The sequence below is a fragment of the Caulobacter sp. 1776 genome, from assembly GCF_040545685.1.
GTDB lineage: Bacteria > Pseudomonadota > Alphaproteobacteria > Caulobacterales > Caulobacteraceae > Caulobacter.
Genome location: NZ_JBEPMI010000001.1, coordinates 172,630 through 192,798 on the forward strand (window position 1 = coordinate 172,630; position 20,169 = coordinate 192,798).

16 protein-coding genes are annotated in these 20,169 nt (G+C 70.3%); 9 read left to right on the forward strand and 7 right to left on the reverse strand.

Translation table 11 applies throughout. The annotated features are described in order from the left end of the window. Positions 1 to 20 precede the first annotated feature (20 nt). A complete protein-coding gene (locus tag ABIC66_RS00765; RefSeq protein WP_354067330.1) occupies positions 21 to 455 on the forward strand; it encodes a transcriptional repressor in 435 nt (144 codons plus the stop codon). Here ABIC66_RS00765 and ABIC66_RS00770 read toward each other — a convergent pair. From ABIC66_RS00770 to ABIC66_RS00795, 6 genes are all read right to left on the reverse strand, one after another. After that, positions 443 to 631 carry a hypothetical protein gene (locus ABIC66_RS00770; protein ID WP_354067331.1) on the reverse strand — a complete coding sequence of 63 codons (189 nt, stop codon included), beginning with the start codon at positions 629 to 631 and terminating at the stop codon, positions 443 to 445. The genes ABIC66_RS00765 and ABIC66_RS00770 overlap by 13 nt on opposite strands. An 11-nt stretch (positions 632 to 642) precedes the next feature. Then, on the reverse strand, positions 643 to 1,917 hold the full coding sequence (locus ABIC66_RS00775) for a hypothetical protein (RefSeq protein ID WP_354067332.1): 1,275 nt from the start codon (positions 1,915 to 1,917) through the stop codon (positions 643 to 645). After that, the gene (locus tag ABIC66_RS00780) at positions 1,910 to 2,131 is read right to left on the reverse strand and encodes a hypothetical protein (protein WP_354067333.1); all 222 of its coding nucleotides are present in this window, start codon (positions 2,129 to 2,131) and stop codon (positions 1,910 to 1,912) included. Before ABIC66_RS00780 ends, ABIC66_RS00775 begins: the two co-directional genes overlap by 8 nt. Positions 2,132 to 2,478: 347 nt before the next feature. After that, positions 2,479 to 4,230 carry a tetratricopeptide repeat-containing protein gene (locus ABIC66_RS00785; RefSeq protein WP_354067334.1) on the reverse strand — a complete coding sequence of 584 codons (1,752 nt, stop codon included), beginning with the start codon at positions 4,228 to 4,230 and terminating at the stop codon, positions 2,479 to 2,481. Between the two features lie 11 nt (positions 4,231 to 4,241). Then, on the reverse strand, positions 4,242 to 4,649 hold the full coding sequence (locus ABIC66_RS00790; RefSeq protein WP_354067335.1) for a hypothetical protein: 408 nt from the start codon (positions 4,647 to 4,649) through the stop codon (positions 4,242 to 4,244). Between the two features lie 26 nt (positions 4,650 to 4,675). Further along, the gene (locus ABIC66_RS00795; RefSeq protein WP_354067336.1) at positions 4,676 to 6,709 is read right to left on the reverse strand and encodes a TIR domain-containing protein; all 2,034 of its coding nucleotides are present in this window, start codon (positions 6,707 to 6,709) and stop codon (positions 4,676 to 4,678) included. 34 nt (positions 6,710 to 6,743) lie between these two features. Between ABIC66_RS00795 and ABIC66_RS00800 the strand changes: the two genes are divergently transcribed. The 6 genes from ABIC66_RS00800 to ABIC66_RS00825 all read left to right on the forward strand — a co-directional run bounded on the left by ABIC66_RS00800 (position 6,744) and on the right by ABIC66_RS00825 (position 15,956). Beyond that, positions 6,744 to 7,487 carry a Crp/Fnr family transcriptional regulator gene (locus ABIC66_RS00800; RefSeq protein ID WP_354067337.1) on the forward strand — a complete coding sequence of 248 codons (744 nt, stop codon included), beginning with the start codon at positions 6,744 to 6,746 and terminating at the stop codon, positions 7,485 to 7,487. Positions 7,488 to 7,609: 122 nt separating this feature from the next. Beyond that, a complete protein-coding gene (locus ABIC66_RS00805) occupies positions 7,610 to 10,459 on the forward strand; it encodes a TonB-dependent receptor (protein ID WP_354067338.1) in 2,850 nt (949 codons plus the stop codon). Next, a complete protein-coding gene (locus ABIC66_RS00810) occupies positions 10,447 to 11,055 on the forward strand; it encodes an RNA polymerase sigma factor (protein WP_354067339.1) in 609 nt (202 codons plus the stop codon). Before ABIC66_RS00805 ends, ABIC66_RS00810 begins: the two co-directional genes overlap by 13 nt. After that, positions 11,045 to 12,031 (forward strand): FecR family protein, encoded by a 987-nt coding sequence (locus ABIC66_RS00815; RefSeq protein ID WP_354067340.1) that lies wholly within the window; start codon positions 11,045 to 11,047, stop codon positions 12,029 to 12,031. The genes ABIC66_RS00810 and ABIC66_RS00815 overlap by 11 nt, the downstream gene beginning before the upstream one ends. A gap of 127 nt (positions 12,032 to 12,158) precedes the next feature. Then, a complete protein-coding gene (locus tag ABIC66_RS00820; RefSeq protein ID WP_354067341.1) occupies positions 12,159 to 14,816 on the forward strand; it encodes a TonB-dependent receptor in 2,658 nt (885 codons plus the stop codon). A 105-nt stretch (positions 14,817 to 14,921) separates the two neighbouring features. After that, positions 14,922 to 15,956 (forward strand): phosphatidylinositol-specific phospholipase C domain-containing protein, encoded by a 1,035-nt coding sequence (locus ABIC66_RS00825; protein WP_354067342.1) that lies wholly within the window; start codon positions 14,922 to 14,924, stop codon positions 15,954 to 15,956. Positions 15,957 to 15,974: 18 nt separating this feature from the next. Here ABIC66_RS00825 and ABIC66_RS00830 read toward each other — a convergent pair whose 3' ends face one another. After that, the gene (locus ABIC66_RS00830; protein ID WP_354067343.1) at positions 15,975 to 18,146 is read right to left on the reverse strand and encodes a TonB-dependent receptor domain-containing protein; all 2,172 of its coding nucleotides are present in this window, start codon (positions 18,144 to 18,146) and stop codon (positions 15,975 to 15,977) included. A gap of 106 nt (positions 18,147 to 18,252) precedes the next feature. Here ABIC66_RS00830 and ABIC66_RS00835 point away from each other — a divergent pair, with 106 nt between their 5' ends. Continuing rightward, on the forward strand, positions 18,253 to 18,621 hold the full coding sequence (locus tag ABIC66_RS00835) for a BlaI/MecI/CopY family transcriptional regulator (RefSeq protein ID WP_354067344.1): 369 nt from the start codon (positions 18,253 to 18,255) through the stop codon (positions 18,619 to 18,621). After that, on the forward strand, positions 18,614 to 20,119 hold the full coding sequence (locus ABIC66_RS00840) for a M56 family metallopeptidase (protein ID WP_354067345.1): 1,506 nt from the start codon (positions 18,614 to 18,616) through the stop codon (positions 20,117 to 20,119). Before ABIC66_RS00835 ends, ABIC66_RS00840 begins: the two co-directional genes overlap by 8 nt. The last annotated feature ends 50 nt before the right edge of the window (positions 20,120 to 20,169 follow it).

Consider the following 20,169-nt stretch of genomic DNA (forward strand, 5'->3'; position numbering starts at 1 on the left):
GCCCAGGAGAGGACGGCCGGATGCCACACGCCGTGGACGCCGTGTTTCAGGAAGAGCTGCGCCGCGCCGGCCTGCCCAGCCGGGGCGTGCTGGCGCATCTGTTGACGCTGCTGCGAGAGTCGCCGGAGACCCATCTGGGCTTGTCGGAGGTTTCCGAATTGGCCGCCGAGGCGGGTCTGGCGGTGACCGCCGGCGACATGGCCCGGCATCTGGAGGCCCTCGCCGACCATGGCCTGATCGGCCGTCTGCCGACCACGACCGCCGACCTCATCTTCGACACCGTGCCCGAGCCGCACTCGCATATCGTCTACGAAGACTCGTCCCAGATCGTCGACCTGCACGTCTCGGCCGAGACCCTGTTGCTGATGGTTCGGGAGGCCCTGGCCCAGCACCCGGAAGGCGTGGATGTGATCCTGCGCTTTCGCCGCTTTGGGGCGGCGCCTCAGGACTCGTGAGCCGAGTCCCGGCGGCGCACGGCGTCGACCAGGATGCGGTCGTGCTCGTCGGCCGTGCGTCCGCCCACGGCCAGCAGACGGACGCCCAGGGCGAAGCCGGCCACGATCGCGCCGATCCGAAGGGCGACCTCGAGACCCGAGCCGTCGAACAGGCCGGACAGGACGGTTTCCAGCATCCGGTCCTCCCTCAGCCCGCCAGATCGGTCGAGGCGTTGCGCGCCTCGGCCGCTAGGCGACGCCAGCCGTCCAGGACGTCGACCACCGAGCCGGCGGCGGCGAACGGCTGGTCGCGCTCGGCGCAGGTCAGAACTTGAACCGCGCCCGCGCGCAGGTCGTCGGCGATCGCGATCCAGTCGTCCTGCAGCCGCGCCAGCCCGGCGACCTCAAGGCCCAGCGAGGCCGCCGGGGCTATGACGTCGTGGAAGATCAGTTCCTGGCGCGAGCGTAGCGGCGGCTCGAACGCCCAGCGCTGCGTGGCCCCGCCGCGCTTCAGCGTGGTGACCACCGGCGCGCCGTGCCGCCAGCCGCCGTCGCCCGGACATTCCAGGGCCAGGGTCTGGTAGCTGACGTTCTGCAGATAGAGGTCGGACGACACCGACACGAAGAACCGCGCGGCGTTAGCCGGCGCCCGGTCGCGGCGCATCACGCGCGGCCTTGGCCCCCGGTCCGCGAAGGTGAACGGCGGTGGCGTCCGCGTCATCGGGATCAGGTCTTCGTCTTGGTCGACGACCAGGACCAGATCGGGATCGACGGCGCTGATCAGCATGTAGGCGTCGCCGCTGGGTTCCAGGATCCAGGACTGGCGCTTGTCGAACGTCGCCATGTCGCTCGCGCAGGCCCAGCCGTCGTCGTCATGAGCCAGGCACATGCCTGGGACATGCGGCAGCACGACCCGGACAGCCGGGTTGCGTTCGCGCCGGGCGAAGGCCTTGCCCAACCGCTCGGCGGCCTTGGTCAACGGGAGCATCGCGCCGCTCAGCGCGCCCGCGCGGCGGGCCCGCGCCTCGGCGGCGCGGGCCAGCGCCTCCAGGATCGCCTGGCAGGCCTTGGCTTCCTCGAGAGAGGGCGGCCGCGTCTTCAGCGGACCGAGCAGGGCCGCCAGGCGGCGATAGAGCTCGGGCGCGACGTCCTTGGCATAGCTGACGATGTCTTCCGCCAGGGTCCGGGCGTCGCCGCGCACGGCCGAGTCCCACGTCTCGGCCGTCGCGGCGAACTCGATCCAGGCGTCCAGCAACGCCTGATCCGAGAACCAGGTCACGCGGGCGATGTCGGCGGCCGGCGCGGTGCGACGGCGGCCTTCGGCGACCATCAGGCACAGGCGGCGCCAGGCCTGGGTCTCCAGCGCGGGCAGGGTTTCGCTCGCCATCGCCGGGCGGGCCAGCACATCGGCGCCGCCGGCCACGCTGCTGCGAGCCAGGGCGAGGCTGGGCCTCCCGTCGACGAAGAGCCTCAGACTACGCACCGGTTCGACCGAAGCGACCGTCGAGGATCCCGGTGGTCGCATAGTGCAGCACGCCCTCGATCAGGTTCGGCACGTCGGATTCCGGCAGGCCCTGCTCGCGCGCCCAGACCTTCAGGACATGGCGGAGCAGGCGCGCCGCCGCGTCGTCGATCGGCGGCACGGCGTTGAGGACGGCGTTCTGGGCGTCGCTGGTTTGGGTCGGGTCGAGAAGCATGGCGTGGCTCCTGATGAGCGGGCGGTCACGCGCGGAGCGCGCCCCCGGGGAAAGCTGTCGAAAAGGCGGGACCCGACCGGCGGGTGGTCGGGCCCCATAGTCGGTTCACGCGGCCAACGGCGAGCGCGGAGAAAGGACGGTGTCGGTCATGCGAGCCTCCAGCGAGGGGACCACGGGGACGTTCAGCCGCCCGGACCTTGCTCGTCGCGGTCGACAGCTAGACCATGGGGAGAAATGGCGATTTCTGATGTGCGGATCTGCACACCCACGCGAAATCGGAGATCAGCGCTCTCCGAAACCCGCCAGACGTGCAATCGTTTGGCATGCGCGCCGAACGATTTTCGGGACTAAGGCGCGCGCGTCAGGCTGAAGATCGGCGTCACCGGGAAGCCCTTGTGACCCTGGGTGCGGCCGACGTAGCCGCAGCGGACGCTGTCCCCGTGGAAAGTCGCCAGCGCGCCGGCCAGGGCCTCGCTGACGCAGGCCGAGCCGGGGGCGACGTCGGGCTCGATACGCGCGGCCACCACCACGTGGGCGCCGATCACCGCCGGGGTCCGGGTCAGGGGATTGGTGCGCAGGTGCACGGGTCCGTAGTGCCCGCCGATCCGCAGGCCCAGGGTGCGCGGCAGGCCCAGCGCTCGCAGGTCCAGCGCCTTGTGGGCCTCCAGCAGGGCCAGGGCCGCCAGGGCCGCGCCCACCGGACGGTCGAAGACCAGGAACAGGCCGTCGCCCCAGGTCTCGACATGGGCGGGCGGCGCGGCCAGCCCCTCCACGGTCCGGGCCATCTGGCCCATGACGGCCTCGATGAAGGCCGGGATCTGGTCGTCGCGCAGCGCCCCGAAGCCCTTCACGTCGGCGAACAGCATCGCCTTCATGGCCCGCCTCGGCGGTTCGTCCGAGATGGATCGGGCTGGGGGCGGCGGCGGGCGCTCGACCCCGATGATCGCGCGCCGGCGACCGCTGCGCGCCCAGTAGGCGAGGTCGTAGGAGACTCCGGCCGGGCCGCCAGTCACGTGGCCGTCCCACACCGCCAGCTGGATCGCCTCGGTCGACAGGGTCTGGGCGCGCAGCACCGCGCAGCCCATGGCGACCTGGCTGGAATAGGCGAACACCTGCTCGTCGCCGAGATAGGGATCCGGCGAGGCGTGGCGGATCGAGGTCGCGCCCGCCATGCAGCGTTCGAAACGCTCGATCCAGTCGGCGCCGAACGGGGCGACCGAGACGTCGACGAAGGACTCGCGGCTGACCGGCAGGACGACGTGCAGCTCCGCCCCGGCCGCCAGCAGCGCCTCGGCGAAGACGATGTCGGCCCCCGCCGCCAGGCTGCCATAGCCGAAGCCGACGCGCTGCTCGGCCAGCAGTTGGTCGATCTGGCCGCGCAGAGCGTGGTCGGACAGAGCGCCGTCGCGGGCGGGGCCCAGGATGTGGCCGGTGAAATGGGCGCAGACCGGCGGCCGGAAGGGCGCGAGCCAGGCGGGATCGACGCCGGTCTCGCGGCACAGCATCTCCAGCTGGCGCAGGGTCGAGGCGTGGGCGGCGAAGGCCTGGGGGGCGTGGGCCAGGGCTTCGACCATCGTGGCGCGCGCCGCTTCGAGATCGCCGGTCAGGAACCGCGCCTCGGCCCGGCTGGCGGCTTCGTAGTAGGCGGCCTCACCGGTCAGCCCGGTCGGCGGCGGGATCCGCAGCGCCTCGGCGGCGCGGGCGCGGGCGCCGGCGGCGTCGTCGGCCACCAGGGTCATGGTCGCGGCGTTGATCGCGCCGTAGAGGCCGCCAAAGCGTTGGAACAGCGCCTCGTAGCGGCGGATCGAGGCCCTGGCGAAGGCGCCGCGGCGACGGCCGCGCGCGGACAGGGCCACATCCTTGAGCAGCCGCGCGCCCAGGGCGACGGCGTCGGGATCGTCATCGGCCCGATCCAGGCCCAGCCGGACATATTCGGCCCGCGCGAAATCCGCCGCGCCCGACCTCGCGAGGCAGAGCACGGCGGCGTAGGCGATATCGCGTGAAGTCTCGCCCGCCTCCAGAGCGGCGCGGGCGATGTCATAGGCCGCAAGGATCTCGCCGCGCTGGATCAGCGCGGCGATCTTGTCCTTGTCGAACATCGCGCCCGTGATCAGGGAACGTGGCCCGTGCCGTTGTCGACGTCGGGATCGAGGTCGATCTTCTGGCCGTGCGAGTCGGTCATGTACAGGGTGTAGCTGTACGTCCCCATCCGTTGATCTTCGTAGATGATCTTGAAGCGGGTGCGCGGCGACGGGTCACCGCCGTCGATCGAATACGGCACCCAGACATAGCTCGAGAAATTGACCCCGAAATCACGGGCGACCTCGATCGGCCGCGACTGGAAGCTCCAGCCGGCTCGGATCAGGGTGTCGCTCAGCGTGAAGACGAGCTCGCAGCGCTCGCTCAGGTCCAGCTGAAGCCGGGTGGGGCGCAGCGGATTGACGAAGTTCATGAAGTTGTAGCGTTCGTCCATCCCGATGACGAGCTCGACGACTTTACCGGGAACAGGTTCGGTCATTTCAAATCCCCCTATTGTTCACCCTTCTACCCAGGAGAGAGTTTTCTCCAGAAGGCAAGGAAAGCGGGATGTTCATAACCCTGTTTGGTTAAGCTGTTCACAATGGCCTCGGCCTTGTCGCGCTGGCCCAGCGCCAGATAGGCGCGGGCCAGGACATCCAGGCTCGAGGGCGGCAAGGATCCGCGATGCGCCGACAGGGTGGAGACCGCCTGGGCGGGCTCTCCCATCGCCAGTTGCGCGACACCCCGCAGGCGCGCGCGTTCGATCGCCGCGTCATGCGGACCGGGCGCGGTGGGAATGTCCTTGGCCAGCTGTCGCGCCAGCGCGCGCGCCTTGGCCGTATCCCCGGCGCGCTGGGCCAGCAGGATCGCCTGCTGCGCCAGCCGCCCCTCGAGGTCGGTGCGCCAGCTCGCGTCCTTGGCGCCGGATCTCAACGCCGCGACCGCCGCGGCGGCCGCCGCATGAGCGTCGCGCGCCGCCGACGGGTCCGACCAGATGGCGCGGTCGACCTCGTCCAGCTGGCCGACGACCAAATATTCCCGCCAGCCGGCGTTCGTCGGATCCAGCGCCGCCAGTTCGCGCAGCCGTCGCATGGCGGCCTGTGAGCGGGCGCGGGCCTCGGTTGCGCGGCCGACATCCAACTCCAGCCGCGCCAGGCCCAGCTGGGTCGCGACGCTCTTGGCGGCCAGTCGCTGGTCGTTCGGCGCCTTGGCCACGGCCTCGTCCAGCAGTTTGGCCGCCGCTTCGCGTTCGGCGAGCGCCTCCCGAGGCCGGCCGAAGATCAGCAGGGAATCGGCGATCCAGGCATGCGTATTGGCCGTGTCCCTCTGGCGCTTCATGTCGTTCGGCGCGCGCAGGCGCTCGGCGTCGAAAATCGCCAGCGCCGCGCGGAACGCCACTAGGGCCTCCTCCGGACGTCCCTGTTCGAACAGCAGCGTACCGAGATTGTTGTTGGCGTAGGCGACCTCGACCCGCCAGTCGGCGCGGTTCGGGTCGAGCTTCACCAGCGTCCGGGCCAGTTCGGCATAATGCTTGAAGCCGCGCTCGGCGGCCACGACGTCGCCGCGCCGCCACTCCATATAGGCCAGCCAGAAGACGTTCTGGGCTTCGTCGAAGATGCGGTCGCCATTGGCGGGGTCGCGCTCGACCAAGGCGTGGGTGGTCGATGCGGCCTGGCCAAAGGCGTCCTGCGCGCCGGCGGTGTCGCCGCGCTGCTCGCGGATCGTGCCCAGGAGGGTTTGCGCCTTGGCCCGCTGGGCCAGGGCCTTGTCGTCCAGCCGGTCCGTGCGGGCCTTGGCGTAGTAGGCCAGCACCTTGGCGCTGACCCCGTCCAGCACGTCGAGGCGCCCGACCGGCTCCAGCTGCTGGCGCAGGTCACCCAGCATGTAGGCCACAAGGGCCTCGGTCTCGTCGCGCTGCTCGCGGGCGATCTGGCGGGACTTGAGCGTGGCGACGGTCATCGCGCCCATCCCCAGGGTGACGACGGCGGCCAGGGTCGTGAAGGCGGCCATCAGCTGCACGCGGCGGCGGGCGTCGCGCTGGACCAGCTGATCGAGGCTGACGCCCAGCAGGCGGGCGGCGATCTTCAGCCGGGCCAGCCGCTTGCCATCGGCGTCGCGGCGCAGGTCGACGGCCAGCGGCTCGACGTCCTCGGGCAGGGCGGCGCGTAGGGCCGACGGCAAGATGTCGACCAGAGAGGCTTGGTCCGGGGTCGCGGGGGTGATCACGCAAACCACCGCGCTCGGCCCGCGATCCTTCAGGAAATAAGCGACCTCCTGGTCCACCCAGCGCGAGGCCGCCGCGGTCGGCGAACAGAGCACGATCAGCGCGTCGGAGCGATCGAGGGCGTCGCGGATAGTCTCGCCGAGGTCGGCGGCGGCGCTCAACTCGTCGCGGTCGCGAAAAATCGGGCGCAGATCGCGCGCGATACTGGCGTCGCCGCGCGCCGACAACCTGGGGGGCGCGCGAAAAGCCTCCAAAGCGCGATGAAGCCACTCCGCCGCTTGGCGGTCGCGGTGACTATAGCTGATAAAGGCTTTGTAGCGCTGCCGGTTACTCATTCGCCGCCCCCTCGACAGCGTAGGACCGTAGTCGATGACCGTGATTCCTTCACCATCCCAACGCGCGCCGGGTCCGGCGGTCGAACCGCGCGCCGAGGACTATCGCGCCAACAAGCTGTTCCGGCACATGACGCCCGACGAGGTGGCGGCCCTGGCGCCGCAGATCGAAACCCTGCGCTGCGGCAAGGGCGAGATGATCGTGCAGCGTCGCGATGAGGACGGCGGCATCTATCTGCTGCTCGAGGGCGTCCTGCTGGCCAATCTATACGCCCGCTCGGGGCGCGAGGTCGGCTATCGGCGCATCGCGCCCGGCGGCTATTTCGGGGAGATCGCCGCGATCGACGGCCTTCCCCGCTCGGTCAATATCGTGGCGGTAGAAGACGCGCGGCTGGTGCGCTTGCCCCAGCGGCTGGTCGCCCGCCTGTTCGAGGAATCCCCGCGCTTCATGCGGGCGCTGCTGGAGGACATGGCGACCCTGACCCGGGCGCTGACCGACCGCCTGTTCGAGCTGACCGCGGTTTCGGTCGCCTGCCGGGTCGATATCGAGCTCCTGCGCATGGCCACGGCGGCGGGCGGAGAGGGCGACACGGCGGTCATTCATCCCTGCCCCACCCATGCCGAACTGGCCGTGCTGGTCGGTAGCCAGCGCGAGCCGGTGACTCGCGAGCTGAACCGCCTGGCCGGGCTGAACATCATCCGCCAGAGCGGTCGCACCCTGAAGATCCTCGACATGGCGGCCCTGGCCGACGAGGTCGAGCGCATCGGCGGCGAGCTCTGACTCGCTGGAGAGCGACGTCGTCCCGCTGACCGGCGCGACGCGACGGTGTCGTCAAGCCGTCACGCAAGCCGACTAGGGACGGATCGGCTCGCGACGGCGAGTTCAGAGACCGTCCCGCGCCAATGCTCGCCCCACTCGACTGTCGCACCGCGCTGATCGGTATCGCGGCGCTGGCGACGCTTCCCATCCAAGCCCAGGCCCAGGCCCGCGATGACCTGGGGCCCGCCCTGACCCGACTGGCGGTCGAGCGCGGCGTGCAGATCCTGTTCCAGCCCCGCCTGGTGCGCGGCCGGGCGGCGAGCCCTGTCCGGCGCGACACCACCGTCGATCAGGCCCTGGCCGCCTTGTTGTCCGGGCAAGGCCTCGGCGCCCGCCGCGTGCGCCCGGGCGTCTACGCGATCGAGCCCCAGGGACGAGCCGCGTCGACATCGGACCCCGCGCGCGCGCCGGAAGACACCGCGACGCCCGTCGATCCGGTGACGGTCACCGCCGCCTACGGCGCCAGCCTCGACCGGGCCCTGACTTTCAAGCGCGGGGCGGCCTACAGCCTGGACGCGGTCGCCGCCGAGGACATCGCCCGCCTGCCGGCCGCCAACGCCGCCGAGGCGCTGCAGCTGGCCCCCGGCGTCAGCCTGGAGCGCCATCGCGGCGTCGGCCTCTATGTCAGCGTCCGAGGCCTGGGACCGCAGTTCCAGAATGTCCTGCTGAACGGCCGCCCAATCGCCATGAACGACCTGGTCGAGAACGGCGGCTTTCGCGGCCGCCAGTTCCGCTTCGAAGTCCTGCCCGCCGACGTCATCGACCGCATCGAGGTGGTCAAGACGACCACCGCCGACATGGACGAGGGCGCCCTGGGCGGCAATATCGACGTGCGGACCTTCAAGCCCTTGGAACTGGGCCGCCGGTCGGTGCTGTCGGTCCGCGCCTCGCAAGGCCAGGCGAGCAAGCCGGACCCGGCGGCGTCGGGGGTGTGGAGCTGGATCGACGACAGCGGCCGCCTCGGCTTCCTGGCCGCGGGCATGGCCGAGCGCCGCCGGATCCGCAACGATCGCCTCTACCAGACCGGCTGGAACCTTGACCGTTTCACCGACGTGCTACCGGCCGGGCTCTACACCCCGACCCGCACGCGGCCGACCCTGGAGCTGGAGGATCGCCGCCTGGTGTCCGGCGACTTCGCCCTGCAGTGGCGGCCTTCGCCCGCCTGGCGCACGGATGTCGACCTGCTGGTGACGCGGCTGGACGCCCACTACGACGAGTTCGGCCTCGACATCTATCCAGACGACACCACCTTGGCCCGCCCCGCCTTCGTGGCGGGCAGCCAGCGCGTGGTCGGCGACACGGTTCAGGCCGGGGTGATCGACAACGTCCGCTGGATGGCCTCGCGCGAGACCAGCCTCAACCGCCACGACCTGGCCGCCTTCGGCCTGCGGCAGAGCTGGACCGGCGGCCCCTGGGCGATCGATGTCGACTACGCCTATTCCCGCGCCCGCAGCTATCACCCGGACGGTCAAGGCACGGTGCGGGCCCGAGCGGCCTTCTTCGCCCCGCTGACCTACGACTTCAGCGGCGGCCGGGGCGCCGGCCCGACCCTGAAGACGACCGTCGACTACACCGACCCGGCCAATTTCGCGGGCCAGGCCTTCGACTACACGTTCAAGGACTCGCGCGACACCGACGCGGTGTTGAAGGCCGACGCGGCCCGGCGGTTGGGCCCGGGCAGGCTCAGCCTGGGTGTCGAGGGCCATCGCCGGGTGCGCGACTATCGCCGGCGCGACTGGATCCTGAACAGCCTGCTGGGAACACCCCTGACCAGCCTGGGCAACGACTACTACGGCGAGACGCCGGTGTCGGACTTCCTGGACGGGACGCCGGGCGACCTGCCACGGCGCTGGGTGGCGCTGGACGCGCGGGCCTTCTACCAGCGGCTGTTCACCCCGCAAATCGCCGCCCAGCCGCCGTCGGTCTCGGACCTGCGCAACTCGTTCGTGGTCGAGGAGAAGATCCTGTCGGCCTACGCCCGCGCCGACTTCTCGGGCCAGTGGTTCGGGCTCGCGGTCGATGGCGATCTGGGGATCCGCTACGCCGGGACCCGCCAGGTCTCGACGGGCGTGCTGTCCAGCGGGGCCGACCCGATCCCGGCCGAATGGCGCAAGACCTATGGGAACTGGCTGCCCAGCGCCAATCTGCGGATCGCCCTGACGCCGGATCTGCTGCTGCGGATGGCCGCCTCGCGGGTGGTCAGCCGTCCGAACGTGGTCGACAACGCCCCGCGCATCACCCTGGCCCGCGACACCCCGACGGCCAATGGCGGCAATCCCGACCTCGACCCGTTCCTGGCCACCCAGCTCGACGTGTCGCTGGAATGGTACTTCCCCTCGGGCGGCGCCCTGACCGGCGCGGTGTTCGATCGCGAGCTCGACAACTACATCACCGCCCAGAACACCTTCATCCAGGTCCCCGGGCGCGGCGAGATCCTGCTGTCGACCAACGTCAACGGCGGCGACGCTCGCATCCAGGGACTGGAGCTGGCCTACAGCCGGACTTTCAAGGCCCTGCCCGCGCCGCTGGACGGCCTGGGCGTGCAGGCCTCTCTGACCCTGGTGCGCAGCCAGGCCAACTATTTCGCCGGCGACCGGGTGATCAAGAACGCCCTGCTAGGCCTGTCGCGCACCAACTACAGCCTCCTGGCCTTTTACGAGCGCGGCCGGGCCTCGGTGCGGCTCGGCTACAATTGGCGCAGCGCCTACCTGACCACCATCGGCAGCTCGATCACCGCGCCGGCCACGACGGCGGCCTTCGGCTCGCTGGACGGCGCGGCGTCGTGGCGGATCGACCGCCGCACGACCTTGACGCTCGAGGGCGTCAACCTGACCGACGCGCGCCGCTACGTTCAGGGTCAGAGCGACGACCAGCCGATGGAAATTCACCACTGGGGCCGTTACCTGTCCACGAGGCTGCGATGGGCGTTCTGACCTTTCCCACCCTGGCGTCGCAACGGGGAGCCTCGACCGACGAGGAGGGGCCCGTCCAGGCCAGCGAGGCCCTCGAGGCCCGCGCGCCGCTCGACGCGCCCCGTTTCGACGCCCTGTTCTCGCGCTATCGCCGGCCGCTGCTGCGCTTCTTCCAGCGGCGGTCCGTGGGCGTCGAGGACGCCGAGGATCTGACTCAGGAGGTCTTCATGCGCCTGTCTCGCCGCTTCGCCCGTTTGCATTGGGGCAATCCGGACGGCCTGGTGTTCACGGTGGCAGCCAACGCCCTGATCGACCATGAGCGCCACGAGCGCTCGCGACGGCGCCATCGGCACGTCGAGATCGATCCCGCCCTGCCCGCCGAGGATCCCTCGGCCGAGGCCGCCCTGGCCGGACGCGAGCGGCTGCGTGGCCTGGTCGCGGCGCTGGACACCCTGAGCCCCAGCGTCCGCGCGGTGTTCGTGCTGTGCCGCTTCGAGAACCTGACCCAGGCCGAGGCCGCCGTGCGCCTGGGCCTGTCGACCAGCACCATCGAGAAACACATGATGACCGCCCTGGCGCGCCTGCGCGAGGCGATCGGAAGCCAACATGACGCCTGACTCCTCCTCTGAATCCGATCCCCGCCGGATCCTCGCCGCCAGCTTCACCCGCGCGCTGACCGAGGCCGAGCAGGCCGCGCTGGACGCCTGGGCCGCCGGATCGGCCGAGGCCCGCGCCGAGATCGCCGACACCCGCGAGGCCTGGCTGGCCGTGGGCCTCGCCGCCGAGGACCCCACGGTGCGCGCACTGCGCCGTTCGGTCCGCCTGAGCGCCGGGCTGGACCGTCCGCCCGTTCGTGCGGCCCGGCCGGATCGCCGCTGGCTGGTCGGCGGTCTCACCCTGATGGCCGCCGGCCTGGTCGCGGGCGCGGTGCTGGTCGAGCGTCCGCGCACCGAGATCTTCGTCGCTCCGCCGCACGAGGCCGCCCGCCTGACCCTGGCCGACGGCAGCCGCGTCACCCTCAGTCCCGGCGGGCGCCTGACCGCTCGGTTCTCGCGACGAGCTCGGAGCTTGGCCTTGACCGAAGGCGACGCCTTCTTCGATGTCAGCCACGACGCGCACCGCCCGTTCACCGTGGCGGTCGGCGACCGAACCCTGACCGTGCTGGGCACCCGGTTCAACGTCGCCGGCGGGCGCCGCCTGACCGTGTCCCTGGCTCAGGGCTCGCTGCGCGTGACCAAGACCGGCGCGCCTGACGTGCTGCTGCGTCCGGGCGAGCGCTATGTCGCCGCCGGAGCCGGCGGTCGCGCCGAGGCCGGCGATGTCCTGAACGACGCGGCCTGGACCAGCGGTCGGCTGGTCTTCGCCGATATCAGCCTGGGCGATGCGGCCGAGCGGTTGTCGCGGGCGGCCGGGCGAAAGGTGATCCTCGGCGATCCGTCCCTGGCCGCGCTGCGCGTGTCGGGCTCGGTCCGCATCGAGCGTCTGGACGACGTCCGCGCCGTCCTGGAGGCCGTGCTACCGGTCTCGACCCGCCTCTCGCGCGACGGGGACCTGGTGATCTCGCCGGCGGCGGGTTCGTCCCGACACGGATGAAAGTTCAATGTTTTCAATAGCCCGTCGCAAATAATTCACCGACGGCGGATTGAGGACGGGCCAGCGCGCTTCCGTTCTTCCCCCTGGACCCGCGCCTCTCCGCGGGCCTGACACCATCGGGGGATACATGATCCGCTCCAGAATCCTGCCGCCGCGCTGCGCCGGCGCCGTCGCCATTCTCGCCTTCGCCGCCCTGAGCGCCGGCCAGGCCCAGGCCGCCGATCCGGCCGCCGCGCCCGCCACCGAAGCCCCCATTGGGGCCAGCGGCGACGCCGTCGACGCCATCGTCGTCACCTCCTACGGCAAGAGCCTGCAGGCCGCCGCCGCCTTGAAGCGCTCGGCCGCCTACGGCCTGGACGCGATCAACGCCGAGGACATCGGCAAATTCCCGACTCGCAACGCCGCCGACGCGCTGCAGCTGGTCACCGGCGTCACCATCGACCGCCAGCGCGGCGCGGGCCTGTATGTCAGCGTACGGGGTCTGGGTCCGCAGTTCCAATATACCGAGCTGAACGGCCGTTCGATCGCCGTCAACGACCTGATCGAGAACGGCGGCGCCAAGGGCCGCCAGTTCCGCTTCGAAGTGCTGCCCACCGAGCTGATCTCGCAGATCGAGGTCGTGAAGACCCCGACCGCCGACATGGACGAGGGCGCCCTGGGCGGCAACATCAACATCAAGACGTTCAAGCCGTTCGACCTGGGCGACAAGGCCGCCTTCTCGGTGCGCGAGACCTATAACGACGTCCGCAAGAAGGCCGATCCGTCGGTCTCGGGCCTGGGCAGCTGGACCAGCGCCGACGGCACGCTGGGCCTGCTGGCCGCGGGCCTGTACGACGAGCGCCACGTCCGCAACGACCGCCTGTACCAGGTCGGCTGGAACCTCGATAAGTTCAAGTCGGTGGTGGGCAGCGGCTTCTACACCCCCTCGCGCACCCGTACGACGATCGAGACCGAGCACCGCAAGCTCTATTCGGGCGCGCTGTCGGGCCAGTGGAAGCCGAACGGCGACTTCCAGACCGACCTCGACATCCTGGTGACCCGCCTGGACGTCGACTACGACGAGTTCGGCCTCGACATCTATCCGGACGACAGCACCTTCGCGACGCCGCAGTTCGTGGCCGGCAGCCAGAAGGTCGTCGGCGACACCATCGTGGCCGCGACGATCAACAACGTCCGCTGGATGGGCTCGCGCGAGACCAGCCTGAACCGCCACGACCTGGCGATCTTCGGGATCAAGCAGGCCTGGACGCCCGGCGCCTGGACCTTCAACGCCGAGTACGGCTATTCGCGGGCCCGCAGCTACCACCCCGACGGCAAGGCCACGACGCGCGACCGCATCGCCTTCTTCGCCCCGCTGACCTACGACTTCTCGCGCGGCTACACCTCGATCCCGCAGCTGACCACGCCGGTCGACTACACCAACCCGGCCAACTATGTCGGCCAGGCCTTCGACTACACCTGGAAGGACTCGCGCGACACCGACGAGACGTTCCGCCTGGACGGCTCGCGGGTGTTCTCGGGCTGGTTCACCAAGCTGGCGTTCGGCGCCGAACAGCACAATCTGAACCGCACCTATCTGCGTCGCGACTGGGTGCTGAACGACATCCTCAATGTGCCGCTGACCACCCTGGGCTCCAGCTTCTATGAGCCCATGCCGTTTTCCGGCTTCCTGTCGGACTTCTCGGGCAATACGCCGCGCACCTGGGTCAGCCCGACCCGCGACGCCTATTACAACCGCCTGTACACGCCGGCGGTGGCGGCCCAGCCGTGGTCGACGGGCGACCTGCGCAACTCGTTCATCGTCGATCAGAAGATCCACAGCGCCTACGCGCGCGGCGACTTCAAGTTCGACCTCGGCGGCCTGCCGGTCAGCGGCAACCTCGGGGTGCGCTACGCCGAGACCAAGCAACTGGCCAGCGGCACGCTGACCAGTGGCACGACCCCGGTGCCGGTCGGCTATCTGAAGAGCTACCACAACTGGCTGCCCAGCCTGAACGTCAAGGTCGAGCTGCGTGACGACCTCCTGGCCCGCTTCTCGGCCTCGCGCGTCGTCAACCGCCCGAACGTCACCGACAGCGCCCCGCGCATCAGCGTCAGCCGCGACTCGCCGACGGCCTCGGGCGGCAATCCGGACCTGGATCCGTTCCTGGCCGACCAGTACGACGCCTCGCTGGAATGGTACCCGGCCCCGACCACGGCCGTGACCGCCGCGGTGTTCGTCAAGACGATGGACAACTACATCACCGCCCAGAACACCACGATCCAGGTTCCGGGCCGGGGCGATATCCTGCTGTCGACCAGCGTCAACGGCGGCGACGCCAAGGTCCGCGGCTTCGAGGCGGCCTACAACCAGTCGCTGTCGTTCCTACCCGGCCTGTTGGACGGCCTGGGCGTGCAGGCCTCGGTCACCCTGGTCGACAGCCAGGCCAACTACTTCGCCGGCAATCGTCAGATCAAGGACGATCTCGTCGGCCTGTCCAAGCGAAGCTACAATTTGGTCGGCTACTACGAGAAGGGCCCGATCAGCGCCCGCCTCGGCTGGTTCTGGCGCTCGCGCTATCTGAGCTCGATCGGCAGCACCACGACGGCCCAGGCCTATATCGACGCCTACGGCTCGCTCGACGGGTCGCTGTCGTATCAGCTGACGCCGCGATACGCCCTGACGCTGGAAGGCTCGAACCTCTCCAACGAGATCCGCTACGTCTACGGCAAGACCAAGGACCAGCCGATGGAGATCTATCACTGGGGCCGCACCGTCTCGCTGACCCTGCGCGGCAAGTTCTAGCCCCTCTTCTCGTGTGCCCCAGGGCGGTCGCCATCTCGGCCGCCCCACCTTCCGGACCGGCGCGCGGACGCGCCGGTCCGGCTTTTCCTTTCGCGAGGTTTCGACATGCGCCTGCCCGCCCTGCTGTCCTCGATCGCCCTGCTGGCGCCGCTGAGCGCCCACGCGGCCGAGGCGCCCCGGCTCAACGCCATGCACGTGCTAGGCTCGCACAACAGCTACCGTCCCGAGCTGGGCCCCGCCGCCCTGGCCCACCAGCGCCAGGTGATGGGCGAGCGCTCCACGGGCGTCGAGTACGGCCATCCGCCGATCCAGGCCCAGCTGGACCTCGGCCTGCGCCAGCTGGAATTCGATCCCTATGCCGACAGCGCGGGCGGCCTCTACGCCGCGCCCTACGCCAAAGACTCCGCCAAGCTGGCGATCATGAACCGCCCTGGCGCCAAGGTGCTGCACGCGCCCGTCGTGGACGCCCGCACCCACTGCCTGACCCTGGCCGCCTGCTTCGGCGAGGTCGCCGCCTGGTCGAAGGCCCATCCCGGCCACGATCCGATCGTGATCTTCGTCAACACCAAGGAAGAGCCGTTCAACACCCCGGCCATTCCCAACCCGCCCCTGTACAGCGAGGCCGACCTGGCCAGCCTCGACGCCGACGCCATCGCCGCCTTCGGCCGGAGCGGGATCATCGCCCCCGACGACGTGCGCGGCGCGGCCGCCACCCTGCGCGAGGCCGTTCTCGCCGGCGGCTGGCCGACCCTGGCGGCGGCGCGCGGCAAGGTGCTGCTGGTGCTCGACTCCAATCCGCGCATCGCCCAGGCCTATCGCCAGGGCCATCCGTCGCTGAAGGGCCGGATGATGTTCGGCCTCTACGACGTCGCCGAACCCGAAGCCGCGGTGTTCAACATCCAGGATCCCAAGGCCGAGGAGGCGCGCATCAAGGCCCTGGTCGCCCAGGGCTTTCTGGTCCGCACTCGCAGCGACGCCGACACCCGCGAGGCCCGCGCCCATGACCTGAGCCGCCTTCAGGCCGCCGTGCGGTCGGGCGCGCAGATCATCAGCAGCGACTACTATCCCGGCGCGCCCGACCCGTTGGGCTTGAGCTTCGTGGTGTCGCCGCCCTGGTTCACGGCGGCGCCGAAGCGCTGATCCTCTACTGCGGATCCCCTACTGTGATGGGCCGCCGGGGCCCTGGAAGTCGAAGCCGGGGTCCTTGCGGCTCTTCCCCGTCCCGAACGTCCAGGCCAGGGTGACACGCAGCATCCGGGCGTCGAAGTCGCGGACGACCAGGCTCTTCAGGGCCGGCGTGTCGATCACCTGCTTGTCGCGATAGAGGTTCAGGAAGTCCTGGACCGTGACCAGCAGCGACAGGCGGTCGTCGATCTTGCGGCGATAACCCAGGTCGATGCCCGTCGAGGGCATGGCGTAGCCCTGGGCCGTCAAGCGCTTGCCCGAGACGAAGCCGTTGATCTGCAGCAGGTCCTTGGGCGTGGCCTGCCAGCTGAGGCTGCCGCGCCCCTGGGCCGTGACGGCCGAGCGCTTGCCCGGAAAGCCGAGGTTGGAGCCGTCCAGTTCGACCCAGAAGAAGTTGCTGCTGACATTGTAGGTCAGCTTCGGCGTCAGCTTGCCGTTCAGCACCAGCTCCAGGCCGCCGTTGCGGGTGTTGGCGACATTGGCCTTGGTGGTGACGAAGACGCCGCCGCCGCTGTCGGTGACCACGTCGGTGACCACCTTGTCGTTCTGGCGATAGTACAGCGTCGCCAAAGCCATCAGCGGCGCCTTGCGGTACTGCCAGCCCAGTTCGAACGAGTGGGTCTGCTGCGGTTTCAGATTGGGATTGCCGACCCGGTAGTTCAGCGGGTCCAGCAGGAACGGCACCGGGTTGAGATCGAACGGACCGGGACGCTGCAGGCGCTGGCTGTAGCTGGCGGTCAGCTTCTGCCGGTCGTTCAGCTTGTAAGACAGGTGCAGGCTGGGCATCAGCCGGGTGGTGTCGTTGTCGCTCTTGCGGCCCAGGGCGGTCAGGTCCAGCTTCGATTGTTCGTAGCGCAGACCCGCCAGCACCGTCAGCTCGCCGACCGGGCGCTCGTAGGTGACATAGGCCTGGCTGAGCTGCTGCTCGTACAGGAACTGGCTGGTCAGGCCCGGGTCGACGACCAGGCCCGACAGCGACGGGCCGCGTAGGCCGGTATTGACATAGCCGTTGTCGTCGAACTGCAGGTCGAAGCCCAGCTTCAGCGTCTGGCCGGGCCCCATCGGTCGGACATAGTCGCCCTTGAAGTCGGTCTGGCGGGTGTCGTAGCCCAACCGCTGCTGGTCGAAGGCGCCGGTGACGGCCGGCAGGCGGTTTAGGGTGTGGCCGGTCCGCGTGCGGTTGTCGTCGACTCCGTCATAGCTGAGCTTCAGCGTCAGCTCGTGGCCATCGCCGTCGAACTTGCGGCGCAGATTGACGCCGATCGCGCCGTTGTCGCGCTTCTGGCGGACGGTCAGGTCGCGGCCGTAGGCCTGGACGACGGCGCCGGTCGCGTCGCGGCGGCTGGTGTCGGCCTGAGCGTCGACGGCCAGCTGGAAGCGGCTGAGCCGCGCCTCGCCGCCGATACGCAGCTTGTCGCTGACGTCGTAGTCGACCGTGGCCTGGCTGGTCAGGCTCTGGAAATCGAGCTCGGTTCCGCCCTTGGTCTCGCTGTCGAGACTGGCCTGCTGGCGGCGCTCGTAGTCGACCTGGTCGGCGAAGTCCTGGCGGTAGTTGATGTCACCCGAGGCCGACAGCTTGCCGCTGTTGTAGCCCATATTGCCGCTGAGGCCGTTGCGGCCGGAATCGCCGCCGGTCAAGCGCAGCGAGCTGGTGCGGCCCGCGCCCTTGGCCTTCTTGGTGATCAGGTTGATGACCCCGCCCGTGCCGTCGGCGCGGAACTCGGCCGAGGGATTGGTGATGACCTCGACGCGGTCGATGCGCTCGGCGGGCATCTGCTGCAGCGCCTGGCCGCGCCCCTCGCCCTGGAACAGGCCCGAGGGCTTGCCGTCGATCAGGATGGTCACCGACGGATCGCCGCGCAGGCTGACATTGCCCTGCACGTCGACCTCGACCGAGGGAACGTTGCGCAGGGCGTCGGCGATCGCGCCCGACTGGGCCGAGAGATCGCCCGCGACGCTGTAGCTGCGGCGGTCGATCGAGGTGCGCACCGCCGGCGCGTCGGCGGTCACCGTGACCGCGCTGACGCCCGTCGAGGCCTCGGCCGGCTTCTGGGGCGCGGCTTGCGGCGCCACTGGGGGCGGCGCTTGAGCGGTGGAGGCGGCTTGGGCGGCGGCGAGCGCCACCCCGACGAGACCGATATGCACTGTGACTTACCCCTCTGGTCGCTGGCGTCGGCGACGGATTGAGGTATGATACAGCTGTATTCTCACTCAGAATACAAATGTAGTTTCTGTAATGCGGAGCGGACGCGTGCGGATTTCGGGCGCCGAGAGCCAGGTGATGGAAGCGCTGTGGCGGCGCGGGCCGCTGACGCCGGACGGCGTCGTCGCCGAGGTCGGCGAGGCTCAGCACTGGGCGCCGGGCACCGTGAAGACCCTGATCACCCGTCTGCTGAAGAAGGGCGCGATCTCCGGCGCCCGCGAAGCCGGCGGCTATCTCTATCGTCCGCTGATTTCCCGCGACGATTATGTGCAATCCGAAAGCCAGGGCTTGGTGGATCGCCTTTTCGGCGGCGAGGTCGCGCCCTTGGTGGCGCACTTCGCGCAGCACCGGGCCCTGACGGCCAAGGACGTCAAGCTCCTGAAGGATCTGATCGCGGACATCGAGGACGATGACTGACGCGCTGGAAGTCCTGCTGGGCGCCAATCTAGCTCTGGCGGTCGCGGTCGCCGTGGTGATGGCGGCGCGTCTGCCGGTGCGCCGGCTGTTCGGAGCGCGAGTCGCCTACGGCCTCTGGACCCTGCCGCCTCTGGCCGCGGTCGCCATGCTGGTTCCGGCCCGGATGATCAGGGTGACCGTACCGGCGCCGCCCGCGCCAGCCGGGCCAGCGGGCGGAGAGATGCTCTCCGAAGCCGCCGCGACGGGCGCCGCCGCGTTCGATCCCGGACCGCTTCTGGCGGCGCTGTGGCTGATCGGCGTGATCGCCAGCCTGGCCTGGGTAGTCCGGCGGCAGGTCCAGTTCGCCCGCGCCGTGCGCGCCGGCAAGGCCGGGCCGGCCGTGGTCGGGGTGCTGCGCCCGCGCGTGGTGACCCCCGCCGACTTCGCCGAGCGCTATACCCCACGCGAGCGCGAGGTCGTGCTGGCCCACGAGCGGACCCACCTCGAACGCGGCGATCCGCCGGTCAACGCCGTCCTGGCCCTGCTGACCTGCGTCAACTGGTTCAACCCGGCCTGCCACGTCATGACCCGCTGGCTGCGCATCGACCAGGAGCTGGCCTGCGACGCCCGCGTGGTCGCCGCCCATCCCAAGGCCCGCAAGGCCTATGCAGAGGCCATGCTGAAGACCCAACTGGCCGCGCGACCGCTGCCGCTGGGCTGCCATTGGTCCAGCCATCCGCTGGCCCAGCGCGTGCGGTTGCTGTCCCGCCCCTCGCCCAGCCGCGCCCGCCGTCTGATGGGCGTCGGCCTGACCGTCGCGCTGGGCGTGACTGGCGCGGTCGCGACCTGGTCCTCCCGTCCCGCCCGGATCGTCCTGATCGCGGAAGCGCTCCCGGTCGCTCAGGCGCGGCCCGCGGTCGTTTCGCCGCCGCCCGCGCCCTCCGCGTCGTCCTCGCCCCGCCAGCCGACCAGACCCCGCGTCAAGGCGGCCGAGACGCCGGCGGTCGCGTCCGCTCCCGAACCCGTCCTGGCCCAAGCCGAGACTCAGCCCGCACCGGCGCTGGAAGCCCCGCCGGTCGCCGATCTTCGCTATCCTCGAATCATCCGCGCCATCGCCGACCGCTCCGCCGTCGAGCCCGGCTCGGCGGTGCGGGTGATCGCCAGCGGCCTGGCGCCCGACGGCCCGCCGCTGTGGGCCGACTTCACCGCGTTCGGCTCGCAACGGCTCTACCGAAAGGGGGCCTATCAGCGGAGCGGCAGCCGCTATTCGCTGTTCACCAGCGTCGTCCAGGACGGCCAGCGCCTGCGGGTCACGGTCAGCCTGGGCAAGGCGTTCCGCCCGGAGCTGACCGGCTCCATCGATCTCGCGCCCAATCAGACCGGGATCCTGCGCCTGCCGACCGGCCAGCCGATCGTCGTCACCGCCACCATGCGTCCCGAGACCCCGGACGAGATCGAGGAAGGCCGGCGCCTATCCGAATACGCCGAGAACACCGGCCGTCCGGCGCTGCGGCTCTAGGGTCGCCAACCGAAGGCCTGGCCAAGGGTCAGCGCCACCCGCCGCCCGAT

What these genes read in the sequence shown, in the direction of transcription:
- ABIC66_RS00765 (WP_354067330.1), top strand. Translation starts at nt 21, where the DNA reads ATGCCACACGCCGTGGACGCCGTGTTTCAGGAAGAGCTGCGCCGCGCC.
- ABIC66_RS00770 (WP_354067331.1), bottom strand. Translation starts at nt 631, where the DNA reads ATGCTGGAAACCGTCCTGTCCGGCCTGTTCGACGGCTCGGGTCTCGAG.
- ABIC66_RS00780 (WP_354067333.1), bottom strand. Translation starts at nt 2,131, where the DNA reads ATGCTTCTCGACCCGACCCAAACCAGCGACGCCCAGAACGCCGTCCTC.
- ABIC66_RS00785 (WP_354067334.1), bottom strand. Translation starts at nt 4,230, where the DNA reads ATGTTCGACAAGGACAAGATCGCCGCGCTGATCCAGCGCGGCGAGATC.
- ABIC66_RS00790 (WP_354067335.1), bottom strand. Translation starts at nt 4,649, where the DNA reads ATGACCGAACCTGTTCCCGGTAAAGTCGTCGAGCTCGTCATCGGGATG.
- ABIC66_RS00795 (WP_354067336.1), bottom strand. Translation starts at nt 6,709, where the DNA reads ATGAGTAACCGGCAGCGCTACAAAGCCTTTATCAGCTATAGTCACCGC.
- ABIC66_RS00800 (WP_354067337.1), top strand. Translation starts at nt 6,744, where the DNA reads ATGACCGTGATTCCTTCACCATCCCAACGCGCGCCGGGTCCGGCGGTC.
- ABIC66_RS00805 (WP_354067338.1), top strand. Translation starts at nt 7,610, where the DNA reads ATGCTCGCCCCACTCGACTGTCGCACCGCGCTGATCGGTATCGCGGCG.
- ABIC66_RS00810 (WP_354067339.1), top strand. Translation starts at nt 10,447, where the DNA reads ATGGGCGTTCTGACCTTTCCCACCCTGGCGTCGCAACGGGGAGCCTCG.
- ABIC66_RS00815 (WP_354067340.1), top strand. Translation starts at nt 11,045, where the DNA reads ATGACGCCTGACTCCTCCTCTGAATCCGATCCCCGCCGGATCCTCGCC.
- ABIC66_RS00820 (WP_354067341.1), top strand. Translation starts at nt 12,159, where the DNA reads ATGATCCGCTCCAGAATCCTGCCGCCGCGCTGCGCCGGCGCCGTCGCC.
- ABIC66_RS00825 (WP_354067342.1), top strand. Translation starts at nt 14,922, where the DNA reads ATGCGCCTGCCCGCCCTGCTGTCCTCGATCGCCCTGCTGGCGCCGCTG.
- ABIC66_RS00840 (WP_354067345.1), top strand. Translation starts at nt 18,614, where the DNA reads ATGACTGACGCGCTGGAAGTCCTGCTGGGCGCCAATCTAGCTCTGGCG.